Below are 24,313 nucleotides of genomic sequence, written 5' to 3'. Positions count from 1 at the left end.
TGGATCTGACCGGCGGTGGTCGTCGATGAACGCGAACGGGATCGGTCTTCTCCTCGTCGGCGGCGGGGTGCTGGGTGTGGTGGTGTGGCTGCTGCACAAGCTCGGCCGCGCCTTGGCCACGATCGCGGAAGTCCTCGCCGCCGCTATGGTCGTCTTCATCGCCCTGTGGTCGGCGGTGAAGTTGTTGACGTGGCTGGGAAAGCAGGTCTTCACGCACTGGCGAACCAGCCTCGGTGTGGTCGCAGTGGTGGCTTGGTGGCAGTGGCTCGGCTGGCCGTCACTCGCGATCACGGCGGGGTCGGTCGCGGTGGTGCTGGTGGTGTGGCGGCTGCTCGACGTGGTGTCGTTCGACCGGTGCTGTGGCCGGTTCCTGCGGGCGTGGTGGCTGCGCTGGTTCACCTACGCCCGGAAACTGCCGGGCTGGCTCCGCGCCTGCGGCCTGTCGATCTCTGACGGCACCGTGCCGGTGGAAGTGACGGTGAATCTGGTCGGCCGTCGCCGGAAGGCGGTCTCTCGTACTGCGGGTGGCACGGCGGTGCAGGTGCCGAAGGTGCTGGGGGTGAAGTCGGGGCCGTCGTGGGATGAGGTTCGTGTCCGGCTCGTGCCTGGTCAGAAGCCGGAGGACTTCGACGACGCCGCCCGTGCTCTGGCTGTGGCTCGCAAGGTCACACGATGCCAGGTGCGGGAGCTGGAACCCAACGTCGTCTCGCTCGACTTCCAACGCCGCGACCTGCTCAAAGCCCCGGTGGATTGTGCGGAGCTGACGGCCGTCGACGCGGTGGATCTACGGAGGGTCTTCGCCGGACGCACCGAGTACGGGAAGGACTGGCGGCTGCCGCTGACCGGTCCGGGCGCGCACATGCTCGTCGCCGGGGCGACAGGCGCAGGAAAGAACTCCGTGATGTGGTCTCCGCTGGTGTCGGCGGCCTCTGCGATTAGGGCCGGGACGGTGCGTATCTCGGGGATCGACCCGAAGGGGATGGAACTCGCCTACGGGCGCGGGATCTTCGCCCGCTACGGCGTCACGGGTAAGGAAGCCATCGAGGTCCTGGACGACCTGCTCGGCGGTCTTGAGTCCCGTAAGCGCGAGTTCGCTGGGCGCACCCGTGAGGTGCCGATCTCCACCGACTACCCGTTGGAGGTTCTGGAGTTCGACGAGATCGGCGCACTCACCAAGTACACCGACCGCAAGACCCGCGAAGCCATCGTCGAACGAGTCGCCATCCTGACCACTCAAGGTCGGGCACTCGGCTACACGGTGCGCGGGTACGTGCAGGAGCCGACGAAGGACACGGTTCCGGTGCGTGAGCTGTTCCCCCGGCGGGTGTGCCTGCGCGTCACGTCGAAGACGCACGTGGGGATGGTCCTCGGCGACGGCGCGTACGAGCGGGGTGCGTGGGCGAATCGCATCGAGGAGTCGGCTGCTGGTGTCGGCTACATCTGGGGTGAGGGCATCCGCGAACCGCTACGGGTCCGCGCGGGCTGGGTGCCGGACGAGACGGTCAAGGCGCTGGAGACCTACGTGACCAACGGCGGCGCGCATGTCGTCGACCTGGCCACCCGTCGCGGTCCTGAGGGGGTGGCGGCGTGAACCGGTTGATGGTCTTCCTCGACGCGATCCGCGATCACCTCGACTCGTTCGCGCTGCCTCCGGCCGCTTCGGTCCGGGTTGGGGTGGGTCCTGATCCGATCACGGTGCAGCTCGACTCTCGTCGGCTTGAGAACGTCGCGCGCGGCTTGCTCACCTGGGCCAACTCCCTGGAGGACGTGAAGGCGTCACTGTGGCGGCCTGCGGGCGGCGCCTCGGTTCACCTCGAACTCACTGGCCGCACTCCCTGCGGCATCCCGGTTGTGGTCTACGGCGGTGTCTGGTTCGACGAAGCCACGTTCCCGGACTTGCCTGCGGGGATGCGGCAGGAGATGCCGGTGTTCGTGCTGCGGCAGTGGAACGCCCCTGGGGAGGTGGCTGCCTGATGAGCACGAAGGAAGCCGCGGTGACCCCGCCGGCCAAAACCCGCGCCGCCCGGATGCGTGAGCCCCTGGCGTCGGACGTGATGAAGGCGACGGCGGAGAAGCACGGCGTGTGTGTCCGGCCGTTCACGATGGAGGTCGGCGACACCGACACCGGAGAACTCCGATACGTCCCCGTCCCGTGTGGCTCGACCGTGGAATCGGTCTGCCTGCCGTGTGCCCGGAAAGCAAAGGCACTTCGACAGGTTCAGTGCCGCGAGGGCTGGCACATGACCGAAGAACCCGACTTCACCGCAGAGCAACCAACCGAGACACAGACGGAGCTGTTGGCATTCCGCGCTGACCTCGTCGCCGCTTACCGGCAAGAGACGGACCAGGCGGAGGCTGACGAGCTGCGGGAGGAGATCCAGGGAGTCGACGAGGAACTTCGGCAACTCGGGATGCGGGGCCGTCTCCCCTCGGTCGACCTGCCCACGAAGAGCGCGGTGAAGCGGTCGACGAAGCGGCGGCAGGACGCGCCGAACCTCCCTCGCCGGAAGGTCGCCAAGACCACGGTCGGCCGTGAGTACGCGGGGCGCTTTCGGCCGTCGATGTTCGTCACGCTCACCTGCGACACCTACGGCCCGGTCCGGTCGAACGGCGCCCCGGTCGATCCGTCGACTTATGACTACCGGCGGGCGGCTCGGGACGCGGTGCACTTCTCGGCCCTGGTGGACAGGTGGTGGCAGAACCTCCGGCGCGTTGTGGGCTGGGACGCGCAGTACTTCGCCACCGTGGAACCGCAACGGCGGGCTGCTCCGCACTTGCACGCGGCGATTCGGGGATCGGTGCCGCACGACGTCATCCGGCAGGTCACCGAAGCGACCTATCACCAGGTCTGGTGGCCTAAGCATGACCAGGTCGTCTACGTCGATCGGATGCCGGTGTGGGACGGCGACCGCAGGGTGTTCGTCGACCCGGACACCCGCGAACCGCTGACCGAGTGGAACGAGGCGGTAGAGGCCGTGGAAGCCCCTGCGCACGTGGTCACGTTCGGCCGTCAGGTGCACTCGAAGGGCATCCTCGGCGGGACGGAAGAGGCCGGGCGGCACATCGGCTATCTGACCAAGTACCTCACCAAGTCCACCGGTGAGGTCGTGGAAGCCGACACCGCACGGCAGAAGGATCACCACGACCGGTTGCACGCGGAACTGTCCGTGACACCCTGCTCACCTCGCTGCGCGGTGTGGCTGCTCTACGGGATCAATCCCAAGGGAGCCAACGGAAAGACCACTCCGGGACTCTGCAAAGGCCGCGCTCATCGGTGGACCACTCTCGGCCTGCCGGGGCGTCGGGTGCTGGTCTCGCGGAAGTGGTCGGGGAAGACGCTCGTCGACCACAAAGCGGACCGGAAGGCGTTTGTCCTGCAAGCGCTGGCGGCTGTCGGGATCGAGAAAGCCGTACCGGACCCGGCTCGGTTGGTCTGGCGCAAAGTCGACTCCGGCGACCCCTCCGTGCCACCTCGCGACCACCTGGTCATGCACGCCATCTCCGAACGCATCACCTGGAAAGCCGAGTACGACAAGGCACTACTAGCCGCGCAGAGTCCTCCGAATCTTTCGGCAACTCCACTTGCGGCTTAAGGGGGAAGGCATGGACAGCATCGATCCACTGTGGTCAGTCGAAGACGTCGCGGACTACCTCCGCGTGCCAGTGAAGACGCTCTACCAATGGAAATGGCTCGGTGAGGGACCGCCGGTACGGAAGATCGGCCGTCACCTCCGCTATGACCCGACCAAGGTCCGAGCCTGGGTTGCTGAGGAGGCCGCCTGATGGGACACATCCAAGACCGCTGGTACAAACCCGCCAAGGACGCCAAGGGGAACCTGCGGCTCAACGAGCGCGGAAAACCCGTTCTGGAGAAGACCGAGCTGTACGGCGTCGGGATGCGGTACAAGGTTCGCTACCTCGACCCGGACGGTAGCGAGCGATCGAAGTCCTTTCCTGACAAGCAAAAGAAGCGTGCCGAAGACTTCCTCATCGAAATGGAGTCGGACAAGCGCGAGGGCAAGTACATCGATCCTCGCGCGGGCCTGGTGCTCTTCGAGGTCGTCGCGCAGAGTTGGCTGGACTCGCAGACGGTCGACTACACCAGTCGTGAGCGCTTCGCGACGCGCGTCAACGTCCACTTGCTTCCGTACTTCGGCAAGAAGGCGGTCGGGTCCATCCGGCCGAGTCACATCCAGACGTGGTTACGGAAGCTCCAGGACGACGAAGCCTCGGAGACGTCGCGGGCGCTCTACTTCGGACACCTGGTGTCGATCCTGAACTTCGCGATGGCGGACAAGAAGATCTCGGAGAATCCGGCGCTGTCCAAGGTGATCTCGCGTCCGAGGGCGAGCCGGAATCAGGTCGTGCCCTGGTCTCGTGAACGGGCTCGGGCAGTGCGGGACAACCTCCCGAGACGGTACAAGCCCGCTGTCGACGTCCCGGCCGGTCTGGGACTGCGGAAGGGTGAGCTATTCGGCTTCTCGCTCGATGACGTCGACCGCACCAAGGACCTGGCGTACATCACCCGGCAGGTGCGAGTGGTCGCCGGGAAACCGGTGTTCGCTCCACCCAAGGGTGGTAAGTCGCGTGAGGTGCCGATCGGGCGGAAGCTCCTCGGCCTCCTCGACGAGTACGCGGAGGAGTTCCCGGCGACCGAAGTCACGCTCCCCTGGGCGCATCCGGGCGGCGAACCCACCACGGTCCGCCTGCTCATAGTGACCGGGTACGGGAAGGTACTCATAGCTGAGCGGTTCCGGCGGAACTTCTGGCTGCCCGCGCTCAAGGACGCCGGAGTGGAGAAGCCGACCAGGGCGGACGGCGTGCACGCGCTGCGGCACCTCTACGCCTCGGTCCTGCTCGACGCTGGCGAGTCGATCAAGGCGCTGTCTCAGTACCTCGGTCACACCGACCCCGGCTTCACGCTCCGGGTGTACACGCATCTCCTGCCGAGTAGCCACGCCCGGACCAGGAAGGCCGTCGACGACTTCTTCGACGACACGCTCGGCGACCAGGCTGCATGACGGCCTGGCCACGGCCTGACACCTGCCCTGACCCGCGAACCCGCAGGTCAGGGCAGGTTCACGCTTACATGTTGATCATGTGTCCGGCAAGGCCGTGCACGGCCTCCTTCACCGCTTCCCCGAGGGTCGGGTGAGCGTGCACGTTGCGCGCGATTTCGTGCACCGTCAGGTCCCACTGCTGCGCCAAGGTGAGTTCCGGCAGCAGTTCGGTCACCTCGGGGCCGATCAGGTGCGCGCCCAGCAGCTCGCCGTGGGTGGCGTCGCTCAGGATCTTCACGAAGCCGACCGCCTCGCCGAGGCCGTGCGCTTTTCCGTTGGCGGTGAAGGGGAACTTCGCCACCTGGACGTCGAAACCCTTTTCGCGGGCTTGTTCTTCGGTCCAGCCGAAGCTGGCGATCTGCGGCTGGCAGTAGGTCGCGCGCGGGATCATCACGAAGTCGAGTTCCATGGTCTCGGCGCCGGCGATGGTTTCGGCGGCGACGACGCCCATGGACTCGGCGGTGTGCGCGAGCATCAGTTTCGCGGTGACGTCGCCGATCGCGAAGATGTGCGGGACGTTGGTGCGGCCGCGCGAGTCGATGGCGATGGCGCCGCGGTCGGTCAGTTCCACGCCGGTCTTGTCCAGGCCGTAGCCCTCCACCCGCGGCTGGAAACCGATGGCCTGCATCACCTTGTCCGCTTCCAGGACGCGTTGCTCGCCGTTCTTCGACACGGTCACCAGCACCCGCTCGCCGGTGTCGTCGATCGTCTCGACCTTGGTGGAGGTCAGCACCTCGATGCCGAGCTTCCGGTAGCGGCGCGCGAGCTCCGCGGAGACCTCGGCGTCTTCGAGCGGGACCATCCGGTCGAGGTATTCGACGATGGTCACCTGCACGCCGTAGTTGTGCAGCACGTAGGCGAATTCGACGCCGATCGCGCCCGCGCCGGCGATGACGATGCTCTCCGGCAGATCATTTTGCATGATCTGCTGTTCGTAGGTGACCACGCGGTCGCTGCGCGTGGTCCCCGGCAGCAGGCGCGCGGTGGCACCGGTGGCGATCACACAGTTGTCGAAGGTGATCCGCTCACCGTTGACCTCGATGGTGTTGGCGTCGACGAAGGTGCCGTGCCCCTCGTACTCGGTGATCTTGTTCTTCTTCATCAGGAAGTGCACGCCTTTGACGCGACCGTCCGCGACCTTGCGGCTGCGGTCGAAGGCGGCCTGGTAGTCGAAGCTGACCTTGCCTTCGACCTGGATCCCGAAGGATTTCGCCTCTTTGGTCACGATGTGCGCGAGTTCGGCGTTGCGCAGCAGTGCCTTCGACGGGATGCACCCGACGTTGAGGCAGACCCCGCCCCAGTATTTCTCCTCCACGACCGCCGCGCTCAGCCCCAGTTGCGACGCCCGGATGGCCGCCACGTAACCGCCGACCCCGGCGCCCAGGACAACGACGTCATAATGTGCGCTCATACTTCGAAACCTACCCCTCGCCGGGACGGTCCGAAGGGTGAGACTGCCTACTCGGGGCGGGCACCGCGGATCCCGATCAGCAGGTCGGTCACCGCGGTCATGATCCGCCGGGTCGCCTCCTCCAGCACCTCACGCGACGGCGTGTGCGTCACGAGGTCCGAGAGGTCCACCGGCGGACCGGCGATCAGGTTCACCGTCTTGCGCGGGAAGGCACGCGGGAGCACGGCGTCCGACGGCAGCAGGTGGTGCGTGCCCCAGTTCGCCAGCGGGATCACCGGGGCACCGGTCTCCAGCGCGATCCGGGCGATCCCGGTCTTGCCACGCATGGGCCACCCGTCCGGGTGATCCGTGAAGGTGGCTTCCGGGAAAATGGCGACGCATTCACCCTCACGGACGGCTTTGACGGCGTCGCGGTACGCGTCCGACGCGGTGGCCGCGCCGCGGTAGACGGGGATGTGCTTGCCGGAACGCATGACCGAGCCGATGACGGGCGCGTCCCACAGGCTCGCCTTCGCCAGGTAGCGCGGCACGCGGCCGTGCGCGAGGCAGTACGCCGTCACGGTCGTCGGGTCGGCGAAGGACAGGTGGTTCGACGCGACCAGGAAGCCGCCCGACGCGGGCAGGTGCTCGCCGCCGCGCACCCGGAAGCGGGTGAACAGCACCAGGAACGGCCAGATGACGTTGATCGCGAGGCTGTACCAGGCGCCCCGGTCGGCGCGGGCGAAGCGCCGGCCGAAGGCGATCATCTGACGGAACGTCAGCGGGTCACCCGAAACCGGGCTCAGCGCGGTCCAGCGTTCACGGGGTCTCAGCACCATGGACGTAATTCGTAGCCGAACCAGGGCCGATTCGGCTGAACCCACGCGCGAACGCGGCGCGGATCACACGCGCTCGAGGACCACCACGGGAATTTCGCGGTCGGTCTTCTTCGCGTACTCGTCGTAGTCCGGCCAGACGGCGGCGAGCTTCTTCCACAGCTTCGCGCGCTCCTCGCCTTCCAAGGTCCGGGCCCGCGCGGTGAACCTGTCCGCCTTCACCTGGGCCTTGACCTCGGGGTTGGCCTGCAGGTTCTTGTACCAGCCAGGGTCCTCCGGCGCACCGCCCTTGGACGCCACGATCACCGGGTTGCCGTCGTCGTCGAACTGGTAGATCAGCGCGAACTTGCGGTCCTCGCCGGTCTTGCGGCCCTTGGTGGTGAGGACGAGGCAGGGCGCGCCCTTCTCCCAGTCGTGCCCCACCTCCCCGTCGGTCTCTTCGTAGCGACGGACGTGTTCGTCACCGAAAAGCATGTCTGCGTTCCTCTCCTCGTCCTGGCGTGCACCGGCGCCCTGTCAGTTTGACGCGAACCGGTCGGTCGCGCTGATCAACTCGTGCAGGGTGCCGGGCTCGTCGAACGCGTGACCCGAGTCGGCGACCATCTTCAGTTCCGCGGTCCCCAGCACCTGGCTGAGCTCCCACGCGGTGATGGCCGGGGTGACCACGTCGTAGCGTCCCTGGACCAGAACGCACGGGATGTCCCGGAGCTTCCCGGCGTCGCGCAGCAGCTGGTCTTCGGCCAGCCAGCCGCCGTGCCGGAAGTAGTGGTTTTCGATCCTCGCGATCGCGAGGGCGAACGACGGATCGGTGAACGCGTCGATCACTTCGTCCCGCGGGCGCAGTTTGACCGTTTCCCCCTCCCAGCGGCTCCACGCGATCGCGGCGGGCCCGTGCACGCCGGGATCCGGATGGCTCAGCAGCTCGTGGTACACCTCGATGAGGTTCTCCTGACGGCGCGAAAACGGCACCGGCGCCAGGAACCGCGACCAAGCCTCGGGAAAGAGGTACGCCGCTCCGCCGCCGTAGAGCCATTGCAGTTCCTTCTGCCGCAAGGTGGCCACGCCGCGGAGGACGAGTTCCGTGACCCGCCCCGGGTGGGTTTCCGCGTAGGTCAACCCGAGCACACTCCCCCACGAGCCGCCGAACACCATCCAGTGTTCGATGTCGAGATGCTCGCGCAACCGCTCGATGTCGGCGACCAGATGCCACGTCGTGTTGACGACGAGATCGGCCTCCGGCGTGGCGCAGTTCGGCGTGCTGCGCCCGCAGCCGCGCTGGTCGAAAAGCACGATCCGGTACCGCGCGGGATCGAACAGCCGGCGATGCCTCGGGCTCGAACCGCTTCCTGGGCCGCCGTGCAGGAAAATCACCGGCTTGCCCTCGGGGTTGCCGCATTCCTCCCAATAGATCTCGTTGCCGTCTCCGACGGGCAACATCCCTTGGACGTAAGGTTCGATTTCCGGATAAAGGCCGAGCATGTCCGCCACTATGCCCCAAACGCCAGCTTGGAGGATCGATGAAGGCCCGCCCCCACGTGACGCTGGAAGACGTGGCCCGCACCGCGGAGGTCTCGCTCGCGACCGCGTCCCGCGTGCTCAACGGCACCGCCACCGTCCGGGGGGATCTCCGCGAACGAGTGATCGCCGCGGCCGCCGAACTGTCCTATACCCCCAATGCTCACGCTCAGGCGTTGGCCGGTGGCTCACCGGCATGCGTGGGAGTGATCTGCCACGACGTCGGCGACCCGTATTTCGCCGCGATCGCCGGCGGGGTGATGCGGGTGGCGAGTGAAAACGATCTTCTGGTGATGCTCGCGAGCACGTTCCGCGATCCGGCCAAGGAGGTCGCCTACGTTTCGACGCTGCGTGCCCAGCGCGCGTCGGCCATTCTGCTGATCGGCTCCGCGTTCGAAGACAAGGCGTGGGAAAAGGCGATGGCCGCCGAACTCGAGCCGTACCGACGCGGCGGCGGGCACGTCGCCGCGGTCAGCAGGCACCGCGGGCTCAAAGTGGACACCGTCCAGCCCGACAACCGGGGCGGCGGCGCCGAACTGGCGAAGGCCCTGCTGGACATGGGGCACCGCCGGTTCGCCGTGCTCGCCGGGCCGAGAAGCCTGACCACCGTCGTCGATCGCCTCGGGGGTTTCGCCGCGGAACTGCTGGAGCAGGGCGTCGAACTGGGCGAGGACGACATCGCCGAGGCGGCGTTCACCCGCGACGGCGGCTACGAGGCGATGGAGAAGATCCTCGCCCGGCCGCGGAAGCACTGGCCGACCTGCGTGTTCGCGGTGACCGACGTGATGGCCATCGGCGCGATGTCGGCCCTGCGCGACGCCGGCGTCTCCATTCCCGGCGAGATGTCGATCGCCGGTTTCGACGACATCCCGGTAGTGCGCGATCTCACCCCGGCGCTGAGCACGGTCGCGCTGCCGCTGGAGAAGCTGGGCGAACGGGCCATGGACCTGGCACTCAAGGCCGCGCCCGGCACCCGGCCGCGGGTGGTGCGGATGGCAGGCGAGGTCGTCCTGCGCCGCAGCACCGCCGCCCCCGCTCGCTGAACCCCTTGTGTACGGCCCACGAGGTGACTTAACGTGGCACGAGAAAGCGCTTTCTCACATCCCGTGCCACGGAGACCCGATGACCTTGATCGCCCTGCCCACCGCCGACGGCGGCCTGGCGGAGTGGACGCCGCGAGGGGCGGGACCGCCCGCGAAACCGGCCTCGCCGCCGACCTCCCGGATCGCTTACGCGGCAGCACACGTCGTCGCCGACCCGCTCGCCCCCGCCGACCCCGAAGAAGGCGCCGTGCTGGACTGGGACACCACGCTCGCCTTCCGCGAGCACCTGTGGTCCTGCGGTCTCGGCGTGGCCGAAGCGATGGACACCGCGCAGCGCGGAATGGGCCTGGACTGGGACACCACCAAGGACCTCATCCGCCGCACCGGGGCACTCGCCGCCGGACGGCCGTGGGTGGCGGGTGTCGGCACCGACCAGCTTCCCGGCGGTGAAGCCACTCCGGAGTCCATTGTGGACGCCTGGCGCGAGCAGCTCGACCTGGTCGGCGAGGCCGGGGCGATCCCGGTCGTGATGGCCAGCCGCGCGCTGGCCGCGTCGGCGTCCGGTCCGGCGGATTACCATGCCGCGTACGGGAAACTGCTCTCCGGCGCCGACCGTCCGGTCCTGCTGCACTGGCTGGGCGAGCAGTTCGACCCGGCACTGGCGGGTTACTGGGGCCACGGTGACGTCCGCGAGGCCGCCAAGGAACTGGGCAGGCTCTGCGCCGAGCACGCCGACGTGCTCGCCGGGGTCAAGGTCTCGGTGCTCGACGCGTCGATCGAGACCGAGTTCCGCCGGGCGCTGCCCGAAGGCGTCAAGTGCTACACCGGTGACGACTTCAACTACCCGGAACTGATCGCCGGGGACGATCAGGGTCACAGCGAAGCACTTCTGGGTATCTTCGACGCCGTCGCGCAGGTCGCCGGCGCCGCGCTGGCCCGGCTCGACGAAGGCGACAAGGCAGGCTTTCACGACCTGCTGGACCCGACGGTGGCGCTGAGCCGCGCGATCTTCCGTGCGCCCACCAGGAACTACAAGACCGGCGTCGTCTTCCTCGCCTACCTCAACGGGCACCAGAAGCACTTCCGGATGGTCGCGGGCCGCGAATCGGCCCGGTCCATCACCCATCTGGCCGAACTGCTGCGCCTGGCCGACGCCGCCGGGGCGCTCACCGACCCGGATCTCGCCGTCGCGCGGATGCGTCCGCTGCTGGCCGCGGCGGGGGTGGCCTGATGGACCGGTTGAGCCTGAACCAGATCACCACCAAGGCGTGGTCGCTGCCGGAAGCCGTCGCGGGCTGCGCCGAGGCGGGTGTCCGCTGGATCGGCCTGTGGCGGGACAAGGTCGCCGAGACCGGCGTCGAGGAGACCGCCCGGCTGCTCAAGGAGTACGACGTCGGCGTGTCGTCGTTGTGCCGGGGCGGTTTCTTCACCGGGATCACCCCGGAAGGATCCCCTGTGGACGGTGTCGCGCAGACCAGGGAGGCGATCGACGAAGCCGCCGCGCTGGGCGCGGACGTCCTCGTCCTGGTCGTCGGCGGGGTGAACGGCGACCTGGCGTCGTCGCGGCAGCGGGTCGCGGACGCGGTCGGCGAACTGGCGCCGTACGCCGGTGAGCGCGGGGTCCGGCTCGGCCTGGAACCACTGCATCCCATGCAATGTGCCGAACGTTCGGTGCTGTCCACTGTGGAGCAGGCGCTGGCGGTCGCGCTGGAGCATCCGGCCGGACAGGTCGGCGTGATCGTCGACGAGTTCCACGTGTGGTGGGATCCGCGAATCGAGGAGTCGATCGCGGCGGCGGCCGGGCGGATCGCCGGATTCCACGTATGCGACCAGAAGGTGCCACTGACCGACACCCTGCTCGGTCGCGCGCTGCCCGGTGACGGCCCGATCGACCACCGGCACCTGAAGGCCTGCGTCGAGGCCGCCGGGTACACCGGGCCGATCGAGGTCGAGGTGTTCGACGCCGATCTCTGGCGCCGTCCCGGCGGCGAAGTGCTCGCGGAGACCATCACGGCCTACCGGAACCACGTTTCCTGACGAAAGTAAGGGGCATTCGCTGCCCAAGGTCCGCTGTCCGGGCGGCCGTGGTTTCCTAGCGTTCGCGGTATGAAACCACGGCTGCTCTGGTGGCTGGGCACAGCGCTGCTCCTGCTCGCCGTCCACACCGATTGGAACGTCCCGTTCGCGGCCTGGGTGTTCCCGGTCTTCCTTCTCCGCTACGCCCGCCTGGTCCCGCTCCGGCGCGCGATCCTGATGGTGGGCTTGTCCCTGCTGATCGGGCAACTCTTCTGGCTCGGTGTCACCAGCCTGCTGTTCGTGCTCTCCGCGCTGCTCGCGTTCACCCTGCTCGCGGTATCGCAGACGGCCGCGTTCCTGGCCGATCGCCTGCTCGCCGACCGCGCCGGGCCGGTGAGGACGCTGGTGTTCCCGGTGACGCTCGTCGCGGGCGAGTACCTGTTCACGGTGATCACCGGATTCGGGGATTTCGGCGCGCTCGGCAGCACCCAGTCCGGGAATCTGCCGCTGCTCCAGACGGCGTCCGTGACCGGCGTGTACGGCCTCACCTTCGTCCTCGCGTGGTTCGCGTCGGTCGCGAACACCGGATGGACGGAAGGATGGCAACCGGTCAAGCGCCTCGTCCTCGTCCACGTCTGCCTGCTCGGCCTGGTGTTCGCCGCCGGTGGCGCGCGGCTGCTGCTCGACCCTCCCACGACGAAGACGGTGCGGATCGCGGGGATCTCGCCCTCGGCCGATGCCGATCGGTCGAGTTCCGATGCACTGGAGCGGATCGGGGTGAAGTACTGGCGGGCGCGGGAAGTCGGCGCGGCGGACCCGGTCGCGGTCGGGGCCGCCTTCGCGCCGGTCACCGAGGATCTCGTGACCAGGACCCGGCAACAGGCGTCGGCGGGGGCGAAGATCGTGCTCTGGCCGGAGACGCACGCGAGGGTGCTGGAGCGCGATCAGGCGGCGCTGCTGAGCCGAGTCGGCGCCGAAGCCCGGCAAGCGGGTATCCACGTCGGGCTGGCCTACGCGCTCTACACCGCGCAGGCGCCCTACATCCGCAACGTGGCCGTGCTCGTCGGGCCGGCCGGCGAGGTGTCGTGGACCTACGACAAGACACATCCGACGCCGATGGAGCCGATGGCTCCCGGTCCGGGCATCGTCCCCACCGCGGATTCCCCGTACGGGCGGCTCGCGACGGTCATCTGCTACGACGCGGACTTCCCCGGCCTGATGCGCCAGGCCGCGGACAAGGGGACCTCGCTGATGCTCGTTCCCGCCAACGACTGGGCGGGTTTCGGCTCGCTGCACGCGGAAAAGGCCACTTTCCGCGCGGTGGAGAACGGTTACGCGCTCTTTCGGCACTCCACCCACGGGAATTCCACAGCTGTGGACAACCAGGGTCGCGTACTCGGGCACGCCGACTACACCCGCACGGACCAGCAGACGCTCGTCGCTGATCTTCCGGTGCAGCCACGGACACAGACCGTGTACGGCCGTATCGGTGACGTGTTCGCCTGGCTGTGTCTCGCGGCGGCCGCACTGTGTCCTTTATGGACATTTCGCAGGAACCGTTAGCGCCCTGTTACGGAAGAGGTGGTGTTCGTAACGTCTCGACCCAAAAGAACAGTGTTCAACGGTTAAGCTGCCCCGCATGCCGAAATTGCTGGTGGTCGAAGACGACGACGCGATCGGCGGCGTCCTCGAATCGACGCTCCGTCTGCACGGCTACGAGGTTTCCTGGCAGCGCGACGGCCGCACCGCGCTCGCGGCCGCGGCGGAGGGCGACATCGATTTCGTCCTGCTCGACCTCGGCCTGCCGGATCTGGACGGGGTCGAGGTCTGCCGTCGGCTGCGGGCGGAGCTGCCCGGCGCCGTCCTGGTCATCCTGACCGCCCGGCAGGAGGAGATGGACGTCGTCGTGGGCCTGGAGGCCGGTGCCGACGACTACCTCACCAAACCCATCCGCCTCGGTGAACTGCTCGCCAGGGTGCGGGCGCATCTGCGGCGCGGGACGGCCCCGCCCGAAAGCAGGCCCGCGATCGCCGTCGGGCATCTGCGGGTGGACACCGCCGGCCGCCGGGTCAGTGTCGGCGGACGGGAGATCCCGTTGCGGGCCAAGGAATTCGACCTGCTCGCCCGGTTGGCCGAGCAGCCGGGCATCGCGGTCAGCCGCGACACCCTGATGTCGGAGGTGTGGGACGCGCACTGGTACGGCTCCACGAAGACCCTCGACGTCCACATCGCCGCGCTGCGCCGGAAACTGACCGAGTCGGCGCCCACTCCCGAGCAGGTGCCGCGGATCTCGACGTTGCGCGGCCACGGATACCGGCTCGAACAGCCCTTCGAGGGGCAGTAAGCGCACGTTCCCACTCGCGACACGCGTGATCGGACACGTAACTCACGAGATCGGTGTGCCAGCACGCCGGGCGCTAGTAGTCGCGCAGGTCGGAGACCTCGTCGCGGGCGGCGAGTTGCGCGATCCGCGCCGACGCCACCACGCACGAAACGATCACCACCGCCGCCAGCAGCCCGAAGTACCCGTGCGGTGAAGGCGTTCTCTCCACCTGGGCGACGAGCACGAACAGCACCCCCAGCAGATGCCCCGCGATCAGGCCTCCGCCGCCGACGACGATGGCGTCCCCGGCGATGAACGCCGCCACCTGACGGCGTTTCCCGCCGAGCGTGCTCACGATCAGCAGATCGCGGCGGCGTTCGTTGAGCGCCGCCCCGAACGACGGACCCGCCGCGGCGGCCGCGAGGATCAGGGACGCGATCAGGTCCACCCTGGCCGCGCCACAGCCGTCCCTGGTGAAGGCGGACGAGATCGCGAACGCCACCGCCAGCGCGACCAGCGTCACCGACCGCGCCAGCAGCGCGCTCCGCCACGAAATGGACAGGGCGAGCACGCCCGCGAGCCCCGAGACGAGAGGCCTGAGCACCCCGCCGATCACGCGTTTGCCCTTGCGCAGCCCCAGTTCGATCAGCCGCCACAGCAGCATCGTGCCGCCTGCCCAGCCGAACAGCGGCCAGACGAAGCCAAGGGCGAGCAGGACGAAGTCGAGGCCGTAGGACGACCACCAGGGCGGGCCGTCGTCGGCGGGCACGAAATACCACTCGCGCAGCACGGGAGGCAGCAGGGCGAGAGCCGCGACGACCACCCCCGCGAACAGCAGGAGAACGATTTCCCAGCCGAGACGCGGGCCGGATCCGGTCAGGAAGCCACCGGCCAGCGGCACCACGAGACCGGCGAGGCCACCGATCAGTCCGGTGACCACGGCTTCGGCCGAGGCCAGCGCGAGCACTTGACCACCGGTCGCGCCGCGGGCGCGCAGGAGGTCGTGCTCCGCCCGCAGCGACCGTTCCGAGGGGGCGGCCAGCAGTACCACGAGCACCGTCGCGGGCATCCAGGACGGCGCCGGTTCCCACGTCCAGTCGTGGACCGCGAGCAACGTGGTCACGATCGCGACCCCGGCCGCGGGCACGCCGAGCCTGGCGGGGCGCACGCGCGCGATCCCGCCGACCCACAACGCCATCGCCGCCATCATGGGTCCCGCACCAGCTTCCCGTCGAGCATCGTCCATTGTTCGCCGAACAGCCCGGCCGGGGCCGGTTCGGCCGTGGCCACCAGCAGTCCGGCGGCCAGCCGGTCCGCGGCCTGGACGAGCCTGCCGAGGAGCCGCTCCCCCGCGCGCTTGTCCAGCCAGCCCGCCGGGTCGTCGGCGAGGATGAGTTTCGGCGCGGGCGCGAGGGCCCTGGCCAGGACGGCGAGCCGGATCTGCTCACCCGTCAGGTCGCGAGGGGCCTTCTTCGCGAAACCGGCGAGGCCCACCAGCTCCAGCGCGCCGTCGACGGCGTCACGGACCGCGGTGCCGGTGCGGCCCGCGAGGACCAGCGGCAGGGCGACGTTGAGCCGGACGTCGAGATCACGCAGCAGCCCGCCGTCCTGCAGCACCAGCCCGATCAGGTCCGGCCCCGGCGGTGACGGCGCGAACGCCGGCCACTCGATGGTGCCCGCCGTCGGCTTCTTCATCCCGGCGAGCAGGTGCAGCAGCGTGGTCTTCCCGGCACCCGCCCTGCCGGTCACCACCGCACGGGTCTCTTCGCGCAGTACGCAGGTGACGCCGTGCACGGCGACCACCGCGGTCAGGCCGGAACCGTAGGTGTGCGCCAGCTCGTCGGTGCGGACCAGTGGTGGCCTCACGCCACTCTCACGATCCGGTGCGCGGCCGCCGCGGTCTGGGGGTCACGGGTCGCCACCACGACGGCCGTCCCGCGGGCCGCGACGGCGCACAGCAGATCCATGAGTTCGAGCGCGGCGAGCCCGTCGAGGTCACCCGCCGGTTCGTCGGCGACGACGATCCCGGGCGCCCCGGCCAGCGCGACGGCGACCCCGGCCCGCGCGCCTTCCAGCGGGGACAGCTCACCCGGACAGGTGTCACCGCGGCCCGCCAGTCCGACCAGTTCGAGCAGCTCGCCTGCCTCGGGGAGGGAACGGCGGGATCGGCGGCCGGCGAGTCTCCCGGCCAGCACGACGTTCTGCCCGACGGTGAGCTGACCGAAGAGGTTCCCGCGCCTGAGCAGCACCCCGACCCCGGGAGAGCCGGCGGGGGCGTTGCCGTTCCCGGCGGGCAGCACGGCCACACACTCGCCCGGGACGGCGAACCGGACGAGGGGGACGGATCCGGGCCCCGGGCCTGCCATGACGGCGGCACGTCGGCGCATGGCCCCAAGGTAGAGCGAACGGGGCCAACATCGCCTTGATCCCAGGTCAACGGACGGCAAAATATCGCGTCGGGTGGGTGATCCCCGCCCTCGTCGGCCACACTCTGTCCGTGCGCCGCCGGATCGTCACCCTCACCGTGCTGGCCGCGGTGCTGGCGATCACCCTGTTCGGGGCGCCGCTGGCCATCGCGGTCGCCAAGTTCCACGAGGGCAACTCGACCCACGACCTCGAACGGGTCGCCGACACCGTCGTCCTCGGCGTGACCGGTGACCTTGCCAACGGCCGGATCCCGGAACTGCGGCCGGTCAAACAGGAGGAAGGCCGGATCCGCGGGATCCGGGTCGCGGTCTACACCCCGACCGGCAGGCTCCTGGCAGGCAACGGCCCCGCCACCGAAGACCGGTTCGTGCGCGAGGCGCACTACACCGACATGGCGACCGGGACGCGTGAAGACGAGGTGGTCCTGGCTGTTCCGGTGCTCAGCGGGCCGTCACTGGTCGGGGTGGTCCGGGCCGCCCACCCCCGGTCGGAACTGGACGCCCGGATCCGGTTGACCTGGCTGAAGATGGTCGCGCTCGCCGGGGTCGCGATCGGGGCGAGCTGGCTGATCGGCCGCCGGATCGCCACCCGGCTGGCGCGGCCGCTGGAGGAACTGGCCGCCACCGCCGAACGCCTCGGCGAGGGCGACTTCACCGTCCGGACGCGCCGGACCGGGGTCCACGAGATCGATCAGGTCGCCGAAGCACTCGACGTCACGTCCGAGCGGATCGGTGAGACGCTGGACCGCGAGCGGACCTTCTCCTCCGACGCCTCCCACCAGCTGCGGACGCCGTTGACCGGGCTGCGGCTGCAACTGGAGGCGGCGCTGGAGAGCCCCGACCGCGACCCTTACGCGACGATCCGCGACGGCATCGCGTCGGCCGACCGGCTGGAACGCACCATCGACGATCTGCTGGCGCTCGCCAAACAGTCCAGGGCGCCGCGCGCGCTGCTCGACCTGGGGAAACTCCTCGAAGAGGTCCGCCAGACCTGGCACGGCCTGCTCGCCGGACGCGGCCGCGCGCTGCGGATCAGCGGACGCGATGCCCTGCCGGCGCGGGCGGCGGGCGCGGCCGTGCGGCAGGTACTCGCCGTGCTGCTGGACAACGCGGCGACGCACGGCCGCGGCACGGTCACCGTCCTCGCGCGTGACGCCGGGGACGCACTGGCCATCGACGTCAGCGACGAGGGCGCGATCGAGGACGGCCACGATCCGTTCGTGACCGGAGAACGGTCCGAGGAGCGCGAAGGGCATGGGATCGGGCTGCGGCTGGCGCGGAGCCTGGCCGAGGCGGAAGGCGGGCGGCTGCGGCTGACCTGCCCGTCGCCGACGACGTTCACGCTGCTCCTGCCCGCCGAGCGCCCGGCGCGGCAAGAAGGCCCGGGCCTGGCGAGCTAGGGGGGGTTACTCGCCAGGCCGGGCCGGTAGGAGGCAAACGCGCCCCGACAGCGCGCACGGCATGCCACCTGAACGAAGACGGTAAAGACCAACGGGCCAACAGACGGTACACGCCGGATTAACTGACACTTTGCTTTTCCATGTCACAGCGCCTCGGTCGTTGCCCGGCCGGGCTGAATCGATCGTGGGAAGATTGGCCGCATGACCACCGAGCCGGCGCCGAGATGGCGGAGACTGGGACCGGACGAACGCAAGGAGCAGATCTTCGCCTGCGCGGCCCGCCTTTTCGCGGACCGTCCCTATTCGGAAGTGTCCACTTCGGACATCGCCGCGGCGGCCGGGGTCGCCAGGGGACTGATCAACCACTACTTCGGCACCAAACGCGAGCTCTACCTGGAGATCATCCGCCGCGCGCTGACCGTGCCGAGGCTCGCCGTCGAGATCCTGCCGGACGGCCCGCTCGAACTGCGCGCCGACGTCGCCATCGACTGGTTCCTGGACATGGTCACCAGTCAGGAGAAGATGTGGCTGGCCGCGATCGCGCCGGAGGGCATCGGCCGGGACCTCGAGGTCGAACGGATCCTCGAAGAGGCCGATCGGGAATCGGCCGACCGGGTGCTCGAAGCCGTCGGGCTTTCCCGCGACAGCGAACACGGGCAGGAGCTGAACGCGCTGGTGCGCGCGTTCGGCGGGATGGTCAAGGCGGCGGGCCGCGAATGGCTCGTCCGCGGTGCGCTCGACCGCGCGCAGGTGCACACGCTGCTCAGCAAGTCACTGGTCACGCTGGTCGGCGAGGTCTTCCCCGAGATTCAGCGCGCCGCCCCGCGCCACGGCTGAAGAAGCCCCCGGCACCTCGAGGGGGAGGTGGGTGCCAGGGGCTTCAGGACCGGTGACGAACACCGGTATTCCTCCACACTACGCCGATTCGCTGTCACGGCTCTGTCAAACTTCCGAGAACGTTCAACTGGGTGAGCCGACGTTCGAGTCCGTCCAGACAGCGCTGCACGGCGTAGCCGTAGAGACGCTCGTAGTAGCCCGCCGCGAGATCGGGGTCCGCGACCAGCGCCGAATCGACTCGCCCAGCGCCGCCATCCCCGGCAGTTCCTCGCGGGTGCGGTACGCCGCGTAGCCCTCGGACCGGTCGAGCTGGAGCGCCATCGCGCTCTCGCGGTCGTCCTCCATCGCGACGAACTGGCAAGCGGTGGCGAGCAACAGGTTGTAGGCGAACGGCGCCTCGGTGCCGAAGCCGGCCGCGAGCAGACGGCCGATGCCGGTGTTCATGGTCGGCATGGCGGCGGCGACCGACGGCCCGAACAGGGCGAGCCGCCGCGCCGAACCGGGATAGCGGCGCAGTACTTTCCGCACGGTCGGCAGGAACTCGTCGAACCACTCCCGCCACGGTAGGGTCTCGTCGGGCAGGGTCAGTTCGCCGACCACCCGGTCGAGTACCGCGACGACGACGGTGTCGCGATCGCCCACGTGGTGGTAGACCACCGCGGGGTAGGCGTCGACGGCGGCCGCGAGCTGCCGCAGCGTCCAGTTCTCCAGGCCGTACTCGGCGGAAAGCTCCAGTGCGGCGTCGACGATCCGGTCCTTGGTGACCGCCGGCCGTCCGGAAGCCGCGCGCGACCTCGGCCGAGAACCCGCGTCTTCGGAGAAAGTCGACATGCGGGCTACCGTATCCGTCTCCGCCTGGTCCGATGGTGGGGGTTCCGGCAGGATCGGGGCATGCCCCGCGCGCGCGTGAACGGTCTCGAACTCGAGTACGACAGCTTCGGCTCCCCCGCGGATCCGCCGCTCGTCCTGGTGATGGGACTCGGCGCCCAGCTGGTGACGTGGGAGGTCGGCTTCTGCGCACTGCTCGCCGAAGGCGGGTTTCACGTCGTCCGGTTCGACAACCGCGACATCGGCCTCTCGTCCTATCTGGACGATCTCCCCACGCCGGATCTGGCCGCGCTCGCCGCGGGCGACCCGGCCTCCGTGCCGTACCTGCTGTCCGATCTCGCCGCCGACATCACCGGGCTGTTCGACGCGCTCGGCTTCGGCCGGGCACACGTCGTCGGCGCGTCGATGGGCGGAATGATCGCGCAGCAGCTCGCGATCGACGCCCCGGAGCGGCTGCTCAGCCTCACCTCGATCATGTCGACCACCGGGGACCCCTCGGTCGGGCAGCCGGAGCCCGCCGCGCTCGCCGGGCTGACGCGGCCGCCCGCCACGACCCGGGAGCAGGCGATCGAGGACGGCGTCGAATGGTTCAAGCTCGTGGGCTCACCCGGGTACCCCTCCGACGAGGAATTCCTGCGCATGAAGGCCACCCGCAACCACGACCGGGCGAACCATCCCGCGGGCGCGTTACGGCAGGCGGCCGCCGTCCTCGCTTCGGGTGACCGCACGGCGCAACTGCGCGAGGTCCGCGTCCCGACGCTCGTCATCCACGGCGAGAGCGACCCGCTGATCGGCGTCAGCGGCGGAAAGGCGACCGCGGCAGCGATCCCGGCCGCCGAACTGCTGCTGTTCCCCGGCATGGGGCACGAACTGCCGCGGCAGCTGTGGCCCGCGATCGCCGACGCGATCGTCGCGCACGCGCGGAAGGCGTGAGCGGCCGGCCGCCGCTGCGCGACCGGGTCCGGCTCGGGGGCTCGTCCGGCCGCCCACGCCGCCCGGTGACGTAAATCGACTCGCCAATCCGGATGGTTCCTGACAGGCTGGCGTGGTCACACGTCGTCACCTCGGAGGTAAGAATGACTGAACCCGCACCGTCCCCGGCGGATGGCGAAGAGGACGACACGAAGCGCAAGTTCCGCGAGGCCCTGGAGCGCAAGCAGGCCCAGGCCCGCTCCGGCTCGGCGCACGAGAACGCCGGCGGCAAGAACCTGCACGCCCACGGCCCGGCCGCGAACAAGCGCACCTTCCGCCGGAAGAGCGGCTGAGGTCCCGCGTCCACCGGGCCGGACGGACCTGACGCGAAAGCCACTTTCGGAACACCTGGTGTCCCGAAAGTGGCTTTCGCCGTTTCCCAGCTCTGTATCGAGGCCCTCCGGCCGCCTTCGGGCCCTCAGCGGCGGCCGAGTCTCCCGGTGCCAGGAACGGGACGGAAGAACTACACCGTCAGGATCGACCGCAGTCCGCCGACCTCGGCCATCCGGCGCTCGGCCAGCCTGTCGGCCGCCGTCGCCGGCGGGACCCCGTCGGCCTTGGCCAGCGCGAACACCGCCTTGGTGGTGTCGAAGATGGCCGTCGTCTTGCGCTTGGCCCGCGCGAAGTCGAAGCCGCGCCGCTCGTCGTCGACCTGGATCACGCCGCCGGCGTTGACCAGGTAGTCCGGCGCGAAGAGGATGCCGCGGTCGTCGAGTTCCTTGCCGATGCCCGGATGCGCGAGCTGGTTGTTGGCCGCGCCGCAGACGATCTTGGACCGGAGCTCACCGACGGTCTCGTCGGTGAGCACCCCGCCCAGCGCGCACGGTGCGAAGACGTCGAGTTCGGTGCGGATCAGCGTGTCGAGGCCTTCGACGACCTCGACCCCGGGATACGCCGCGCGGGTGCGTTCGATCGCCGCGGGCGACACGTCGGTGACGACCACCTGCGCGCCCGCCTCGATCAGATGCCCGACCAGGATGTGCCCGACCTTGCCGACCCCGGCGACGCCGACCTTGCGGCCCGCGAGGTCCGGGACGCCCCAGACGGCGTCCGCGGAGGCACGCATGCCCTGGTAGGTACCGAAGGCGGTGAGCACCGAGGAGTCGCCGGCGCCGCCGTTCTCCGGCGAACGGCCCGTGACGAACTCCGATTCACGGGCGACGATGTCCATGTCCTGCACGTAGGTGCCGACGTCGCAGGCGGTGATGTAGCGGCCGCCCAGCGACTGGACGAACCGGCCGAAGGCGCGAAGCAGCGCTTCGGTCTTGTGCTTCTGGGGGTCGCCGATGATGACGGCCTTGCCGCCGCCGAGGTCGAGCCCGGCGAGCGCGTTCTTGTAAGCCATCCCCTTCGACAGCGCGAGGACGTCCGCGAGCGCGGCTTCCTCGGACTCGTAGGGGTAGAACCGGGTTCCGCCGAGCGACGGACCCAGCGCCGTCGAGTAGATCCCGATGATGGCCCTCAGGCCGGTGGCCTGGTCTTGGCAGAAGACGACCTGTTCATGGCCGGTACCCTGGCCGAACACTTCGGTCACTGTGGTGACTCCTTGTCCTGGAGTGCACGCTGCTCGTGGCTCACGTGCGAAGTTCCTGCAACAAGGCACAGCCCCCGACGAAGGTCGTCCGGCGGCGACGGTGCCACATCGCAAACCTAGATCGCCCCGGTCCGTTCGCCAAACCGGGACAGGCCGGCTCAGCCGTCGACGACCTCTCGGAGGATCCGCAGCGCGGAGTCGAGCTGACGATCGGACAGGTACGGCGCCGGTCCGAACCTCAGGTACTGCCCGCGGCTGTCGGTCCGGACGCCGCGTTCGGCGAGCGTGGCCCGCAGCGCGCCGGCGTCGGCGCACTTCAGCGACAGGAAGCCGCCGATCCGGTCCAGCGGTGTCCCGCGGTCACGCGTGATGACGTCCTCGGGCAGGCCGAGCTCGTCGAAGCCCTCGGCGAGGAAACCGATCTGGTGCCGCGAGACCTCCCGCAGGAACTCGGGCGTCAGCCCGTGCTCGGCGAAGAACCGGAAGACGCGAGCGCCCCGGTAGTGGCTCGTCACGTCGTAGGTCGCTCCGGCGAACCTGTCCGATCCGTGGGCGTACGCCACCCGGCCGGGCCGGCGCTCGTCCGCGAGCGCGCCGAACTCGGCGTACCAGCCGGTGACGACCGGCCGCAGTTCCTGCGCGTGCGCGGGCATGCGCAGGAAGCAGTTGCCCTCGCCGAGCTGGAGGTACTTGTAACCGCCGCCGAGCACCCAGGCGTTGGTGAGCCCGAGGTCGTGCAGCGGGAACGGGACGACGCCGAGCGCGTGGTAGGCGTCGACGACGAGGTCCACCGACTTCGCGAGGCAGACGTCGGCGAGATGCGCCAGGCCCGGCACGAGCCGGGAGGTCTCGAACAGCACGGCCGAGACGAACACGGCGGCGGTGTCTTCGGTGACCTCGGCGGCGACTCGTTCGGCCAGCGTGGTGACCGGCGTCGCGGGGACGCGGACGACCTCGACGCCTTCCTCGGCCAGCCGTGCCAGCTGACGGCGCAGCGTGTGGAACTCCCCGTCGGTGGTGACCAGCCGCGGGCGGCGCGGGAGTTCCATCGCCGAAAGGAACCGGAGCACCAGATCGTGGGTGCTGGCACCGAGCGCGATGGCGCCGTGCGGGTCACCGAGCAGCGCCCGGAACCCCGCCCGCATCTCGTCGGCCTTCGCGAACGCCCGGTCCCACTTCGTGTCGACCTCTTCGGCCGCGTCGGAGAAGGCCTCGAGAAGGCCCTCCCGCGCGACGTCGGGCCAGGCTTGATGCGAGTGCCCGGTCAACAGGATCCGGTCCGCCACACCGAATTCCGTATAGTGCGCCGCGAGCGCGTTGGGGTCGCGGCGGAGGTCGTCGAGATTCGTCAAAGCCTGCTCCGCACCGCCCAGAGGTCCGGGAACATCGGGGAGAAAAGCGTCGAACGCAGGTAGTGCGCGCCCGACGAGCCCCCCGTCCCGGTCTTGTCTCCGATGGTCCGCTCGACCATCTTCACGTGCCGATACCGCCACTCCTGCATCCCTTCGTCCAGATCGACCAGGTGCTCCGCCACGACGGACGGCCCGGTGTCGTCGCGGTAGACCCGCAACAGAACCTCTTGGAGCGCCGGAGAGGGTTCGAGTGGCTGGGTGACATCGCGCCCGGTCGGGACGTCGTACTCCTTCACCGCGAGGTAGGTGACGAAGGAATCGAAGAGCGACGGCCGTGACATCGCGTCCGAGATCTGGGCGCGCTGTTCACCACCTTCGGGGTAATGCGCGAAAACCCGCTCGTCCCGGCGGCCGAGAACGGCCTCCAAAACGCGGAATTGAGCCGACTGGAACCCGCTCGAAGCGTCGAGTCGCGCGCGGAAACTGGTGAACTGGCTCGGAGTCATCGTCTCGAGCACGTCTATCTGCGCGACCACCACCTTGAAGATAGTCAGAATCCGCCTCAGTGTGCGGATGGAGTGAGCGGTGTTACCCGCTTCGAGCTGCTTTTGCAGATAAAGCGCTTCGTGGAGAACTTGTTTGAACCAAAGTTCATACACTTGGTGGATGACGATGAAGAGCAACTCGTCGTGTTCGTCGGAGCGGAGATGCTGCGCGTCCAGCAATTCGTTCAGCGAAAGGTAGGACGTGTAACTCAATGCGGCCTGCGTGTCGTTCACTT

At 69.2% G+C, this 24,313-nt stretch carries 24 protein-coding genes and 1 pseudogene; 14 read left to right on the top strand and 11 right to left on the bottom strand.

All coding sequences use genetic code 11. The features are described 5' to 3' along the window. Positions 1-25 precede the first annotated feature (25 nt). The 5 genes from P3102_RS08705 to P3102_RS08685 are packed head-to-tail and all read left to right on the top strand — an operon-like array spanning position 26 to position 5,021. Positions 26-1,591, top strand: a complete 1,566-nt coding sequence (locus tag P3102_RS08705) for an FtsK/SpoIIIE domain-containing protein (protein WP_276368008.1) — start codon at positions 26-28, stop codon at positions 1,589-1,591. Then, positions 1,588-1,974 (top strand): hypothetical protein, encoded by a 387-nt coding sequence (locus P3102_RS08700; protein WP_276368006.1) that lies wholly within the window; start codon positions 1,588-1,590, stop codon positions 1,972-1,974. The genes P3102_RS08705 and P3102_RS08700 overlap by 4 nt, the downstream gene beginning before the upstream one ends. Continuing rightward, a complete protein-coding gene (locus P3102_RS08695) occupies positions 1,974-3,593 on the top strand; it encodes a replication initiator (RefSeq protein WP_276368005.1) in 1,620 nt (539 codons plus the stop codon). The genes P3102_RS08700 and P3102_RS08695 overlap by 1 nt, the downstream gene beginning before the upstream one ends. Before the next feature lie 10 nt (positions 3,594-3,603). Beyond that, positions 3,604-3,783, top strand: coding sequence for a helix-turn-helix domain-containing protein (locus tag P3102_RS08690; RefSeq protein WP_007033922.1), 180 nt, complete (start codon positions 3,604-3,606; stop codon positions 3,781-3,783). Beyond that, the gene (locus P3102_RS08685; RefSeq protein ID WP_276368003.1) at positions 3,783-5,021 is read left to right on the top strand and encodes a site-specific integrase; all 1,239 of its coding nucleotides are present in this window, start codon (positions 3,783-3,785) and stop codon (positions 5,019-5,021) included. The genes P3102_RS08690 and P3102_RS08685 overlap by 1 nt, the downstream gene beginning before the upstream one ends. 64 nt (positions 5,022-5,085) lie before the next feature. Here P3102_RS08685 and lpdA read toward each other — a convergent pair whose 3' ends face one another. From lpdA to pip, 4 genes are all read right to left on the bottom strand, one after another. Continuing rightward, positions 5,086-6,471 (bottom strand): dihydrolipoyl dehydrogenase, encoded by a 1,386-nt coding sequence (gene lpdA / locus P3102_RS08680; RefSeq protein WP_276368002.1) that lies wholly within the window; start codon positions 6,469-6,471, stop codon positions 5,086-5,088. A 47-nt stretch (positions 6,472-6,518) separates the two neighbouring features. Beyond that, complete coding sequence (locus tag P3102_RS08675; protein ID WP_276368000.1) at positions 6,519-7,289, bottom strand: lysophospholipid acyltransferase family protein; 771 nt, start codon at positions 7,287-7,289, stop codon at positions 6,519-6,521. 63 nt (positions 7,290-7,352) lie between these two features. After that, positions 7,353-7,760 (bottom strand): nitroreductase family deazaflavin-dependent oxidoreductase, encoded by a 408-nt coding sequence (locus tag P3102_RS08670; RefSeq protein ID WP_276367999.1) that lies wholly within the window; start codon positions 7,758-7,760, stop codon positions 7,353-7,355. A 42-nt stretch (positions 7,761-7,802) separates the two neighbouring features. Then, the gene (pip, locus tag P3102_RS08665) at positions 7,803-8,765 is read right to left on the bottom strand and encodes a prolyl aminopeptidase (RefSeq protein ID WP_276367998.1); all 963 of its coding nucleotides are present in this window, start codon (positions 8,763-8,765) and stop codon (positions 7,803-7,805) included. Positions 8,766-8,803: 38 nt separating this feature from the next. Between pip and P3102_RS08660 the strand changes: the two genes are divergently transcribed. The 5 genes from P3102_RS08660 to P3102_RS08640 all read left to right on the top strand — a co-directional run bounded on the left by P3102_RS08660 (position 8,804) and on the right by P3102_RS08640 (position 14,204). Next, the gene (locus P3102_RS08660; protein ID WP_276367997.1) at positions 8,804-9,844 is read left to right on the top strand and encodes a LacI family DNA-binding transcriptional regulator; all 1,041 of its coding nucleotides are present in this window, start codon (positions 8,804-8,806) and stop codon (positions 9,842-9,844) included. A 79-nt stretch (positions 9,845-9,923) separates the two neighbouring features. Further along, positions 9,924-11,075: a dihydrodipicolinate synthase family protein gene (locus P3102_RS08655; protein WP_276367995.1), complete on the top strand. Its 1,152-nt coding sequence runs from the start codon at positions 9,924-9,926 to the stop codon at positions 11,073-11,075. Next, complete coding sequence (locus tag P3102_RS08650) at positions 11,075-11,881, top strand: sugar phosphate isomerase/epimerase family protein (RefSeq protein WP_276367994.1); 807 nt, start codon at positions 11,075-11,077, stop codon at positions 11,879-11,881. The genes P3102_RS08655 and P3102_RS08650 overlap by 1 nt, the downstream gene beginning before the upstream one ends. A 69-nt stretch (positions 11,882-11,950) precedes the next feature. Then, a complete protein-coding gene (locus tag P3102_RS08645) occupies positions 11,951-13,423 on the top strand; it encodes a nitrilase-related carbon-nitrogen hydrolase (RefSeq protein WP_276367992.1) in 1,473 nt (490 codons plus the stop codon). A 76-nt stretch (positions 13,424-13,499) separates the two neighbouring features. After that, entirely contained in the window at positions 13,500-14,204 is a 705-nt protein-coding gene (locus P3102_RS08640; RefSeq protein ID WP_276367991.1) for a response regulator transcription factor, read from the top strand. A gap of 73 nt (positions 14,205-14,277) precedes the next feature. Here P3102_RS08640 and P3102_RS08635 read toward each other — a convergent pair whose 3' ends face one another. The 3 genes from P3102_RS08635 to P3102_RS08625 are packed head-to-tail and all read right to left on the bottom strand — an operon-like array spanning position 14,278 to position 16,570. Continuing rightward, entirely contained in the window at positions 14,278-15,381 is a 1,104-nt protein-coding gene (locus tag P3102_RS08635; protein WP_276367989.1) for an FtsX-like permease family protein, read from the bottom strand. A gap of 8 nt (positions 15,382-15,389) precedes the next feature. Further along, entirely contained in the window at positions 15,390-16,049 is a 660-nt protein-coding gene (locus P3102_RS08630; RefSeq protein ID WP_276367988.1) for an ATP-binding cassette domain-containing protein, read from the bottom strand. Continuing rightward, entirely contained in the window at positions 16,046-16,570 is a 525-nt protein-coding gene (locus tag P3102_RS08625; protein WP_276367986.1) for a lipoprotein ABC transporter ATP-binding protein, read from the bottom strand. Before P3102_RS08625 ends, P3102_RS08630 begins: the two co-directional genes overlap by 4 nt. Before the next feature lie 77 nt (positions 16,571-16,647). On the opposite strand from P3102_RS08625, the gene P3102_RS08620 reads away from it, so the two are divergent. Further along, positions 16,648-18,009 carry a HAMP domain-containing sensor histidine kinase gene (locus P3102_RS08620; RefSeq protein WP_276367985.1) on the top strand — a complete coding sequence of 454 codons (1,362 nt, stop codon included), beginning with the start codon at positions 16,648-16,650 and terminating at the stop codon, positions 18,007-18,009. 201 nt (positions 18,010-18,210) lie between these two features. After that, entirely contained in the window at positions 18,211-18,846 is a 636-nt protein-coding gene (locus P3102_RS08615) for a TetR/AcrR family transcriptional regulator (protein ID WP_276367983.1), read from the top strand. A 94-nt stretch (positions 18,847-18,940) separates the two neighbouring features. Here P3102_RS08615 and P3102_RS08610 read toward each other — a convergent pair. Further along, positions 18,941-19,677: pseudogene (locus P3102_RS08610) on the bottom strand (TetR family transcriptional regulator). Between the two features lie 60 nt (positions 19,678-19,737). On the opposite strand from P3102_RS08610, the gene P3102_RS08605 reads away from it, so the two are divergent. Both P3102_RS08605 and P3102_RS08600 read left to right on the top strand, forming a co-directional pair. Next, complete coding sequence (locus tag P3102_RS08605) at positions 19,738-20,607, top strand: alpha/beta hydrolase (protein WP_276367981.1); 870 nt, start codon at positions 19,738-19,740, stop codon at positions 20,605-20,607. Between the two features lie 143 nt (positions 20,608-20,750). Beyond that, positions 20,751-20,939, top strand: a complete 189-nt coding sequence (locus tag P3102_RS08600; RefSeq protein ID WP_076164687.1) for a DUF5302 domain-containing protein — start codon at positions 20,751-20,753, stop codon at positions 20,937-20,939. Positions 20,940-21,109: 170 nt separating this feature from the next. On the opposite strand, the gene P3102_RS08595 is transcribed toward P3102_RS08600, so the two are convergent. The 3 genes from P3102_RS08595 to P3102_RS08585 all read right to left on the bottom strand — a co-directional run bounded on the left by P3102_RS08595 (position 21,110) and on the right by P3102_RS08585 (position 24,311). Further along, positions 21,110-22,180, bottom strand: a complete 1,071-nt coding sequence (locus tag P3102_RS08595) for a Glu/Leu/Phe/Val dehydrogenase dimerization domain-containing protein (RefSeq protein ID WP_276367978.1) — start codon at positions 22,178-22,180, stop codon at positions 21,110-21,112. 158 nt (positions 22,181-22,338) lie between these two features. Next, on the bottom strand, positions 22,339-23,532 hold the full coding sequence (locus P3102_RS08590) for a kynureninase (RefSeq protein ID WP_276367976.1): 1,194 nt from the start codon (positions 23,530-23,532) through the stop codon (positions 22,339-22,341). Further along, on the bottom strand, positions 23,529-24,311 hold the full coding sequence (locus tag P3102_RS08585) for a tryptophan 2,3-dioxygenase family protein (protein ID WP_276367974.1): 783 nt from the start codon (positions 24,309-24,311) through the stop codon (positions 23,529-23,531). The genes P3102_RS08590 and P3102_RS08585 overlap by 4 nt, the downstream gene beginning before the upstream one ends. Positions 24,312-24,313 lie beyond the last annotated feature (2 nt).

The sequence above is a fragment of the Amycolatopsis sp. QT-25 genome (assembly GCF_029369745.1).
Classification (GTDB): domain Bacteria; phylum Actinomycetota; class Actinomycetes; order Mycobacteriales; family Pseudonocardiaceae; genus Amycolatopsis.
This window is presented reverse-complemented; position numbering and strand designations above follow the sequence as displayed.

Coding starts and splice junctions, on each gene's coding strand:
- P3102_RS08705 (WP_276368008.1), top strand. CDS start 26: ATGAACGCGAACGGGATCGGTCTTCTCCTCGTCGGCGGCGGGGTGCTG.
- P3102_RS08695 (WP_276368005.1), top strand. CDS start 1,974: ATGAGCACGAAGGAAGCCGCGGTGACCCCGCCGGCCAAAACCCGCGCC.
- P3102_RS08690 (WP_007033922.1), top strand. CDS start 3,604: ATGGACAGCATCGATCCACTGTGGTCAGTCGAAGACGTCGCGGACTAC.
- P3102_RS08685 (WP_276368003.1), top strand. CDS start 3,783: ATGGGACACATCCAAGACCGCTGGTACAAACCCGCCAAGGACGCCAAG.
- lpdA (WP_276368002.1), bottom strand. CDS start 6,471: ATGAGCGCACATTATGACGTCGTTGTCCTGGGCGCCGGGGTCGGCGGT.
- P3102_RS08675 (WP_276368000.1), bottom strand. CDS start 7,289: ATGGTGCTGAGACCCCGTGAACGCTGGACCGCGCTGAGCCCGGTTTCG.
- P3102_RS08670 (WP_276367999.1), bottom strand. CDS start 7,760: ATGCTTTTCGGTGACGAACACGTCCGTCGCTACGAAGAGACCGACGGG.
- pip (WP_276367998.1), bottom strand. CDS start 8,765: ATGCTCGGCCTTTATCCGGAAATCGAACCTTACGTCCAAGGGATGTTG.
- P3102_RS08660 (WP_276367997.1), top strand. CDS start 8,804: ATGAAGGCCCGCCCCCACGTGACGCTGGAAGACGTGGCCCGCACCGCG.
- P3102_RS08655 (WP_276367995.1), top strand. CDS start 9,924: ATGACCTTGATCGCCCTGCCCACCGCCGACGGCGGCCTGGCGGAGTGG.
- P3102_RS08650 (WP_276367994.1), top strand. CDS start 11,075: ATGGACCGGTTGAGCCTGAACCAGATCACCACCAAGGCGTGGTCGCTG.
- P3102_RS08645 (WP_276367992.1), top strand. CDS start 11,951: ATGAAACCACGGCTGCTCTGGTGGCTGGGCACAGCGCTGCTCCTGCTC.
- P3102_RS08640 (WP_276367991.1), top strand. CDS start 13,500: ATGCCGAAATTGCTGGTGGTCGAAGACGACGACGCGATCGGCGGCGTC.
- P3102_RS08635 (WP_276367989.1), bottom strand. CDS start 15,381: ATGGCGTTGTGGGTCGGCGGGATCGCGCGCGTGCGCCCCGCCAGGCTC.
- P3102_RS08625 (WP_276367986.1), bottom strand. CDS start 16,570: ATGCGCCGACGTGCCGCCGTCATGGCAGGCCCGGGGCCCGGATCCGTC.
- P3102_RS08615 (WP_276367983.1), top strand. CDS start 18,211: ATGACCACCGAGCCGGCGCCGAGATGGCGGAGACTGGGACCGGACGAA.
- P3102_RS08605 (WP_276367981.1), top strand. CDS start 19,738: ATGCCCCGCGCGCGCGTGAACGGTCTCGAACTCGAGTACGACAGCTTC.
- P3102_RS08600 (WP_076164687.1), top strand. CDS start 20,751: ATGACTGAACCCGCACCGTCCCCGGCGGATGGCGAAGAGGACGACACG.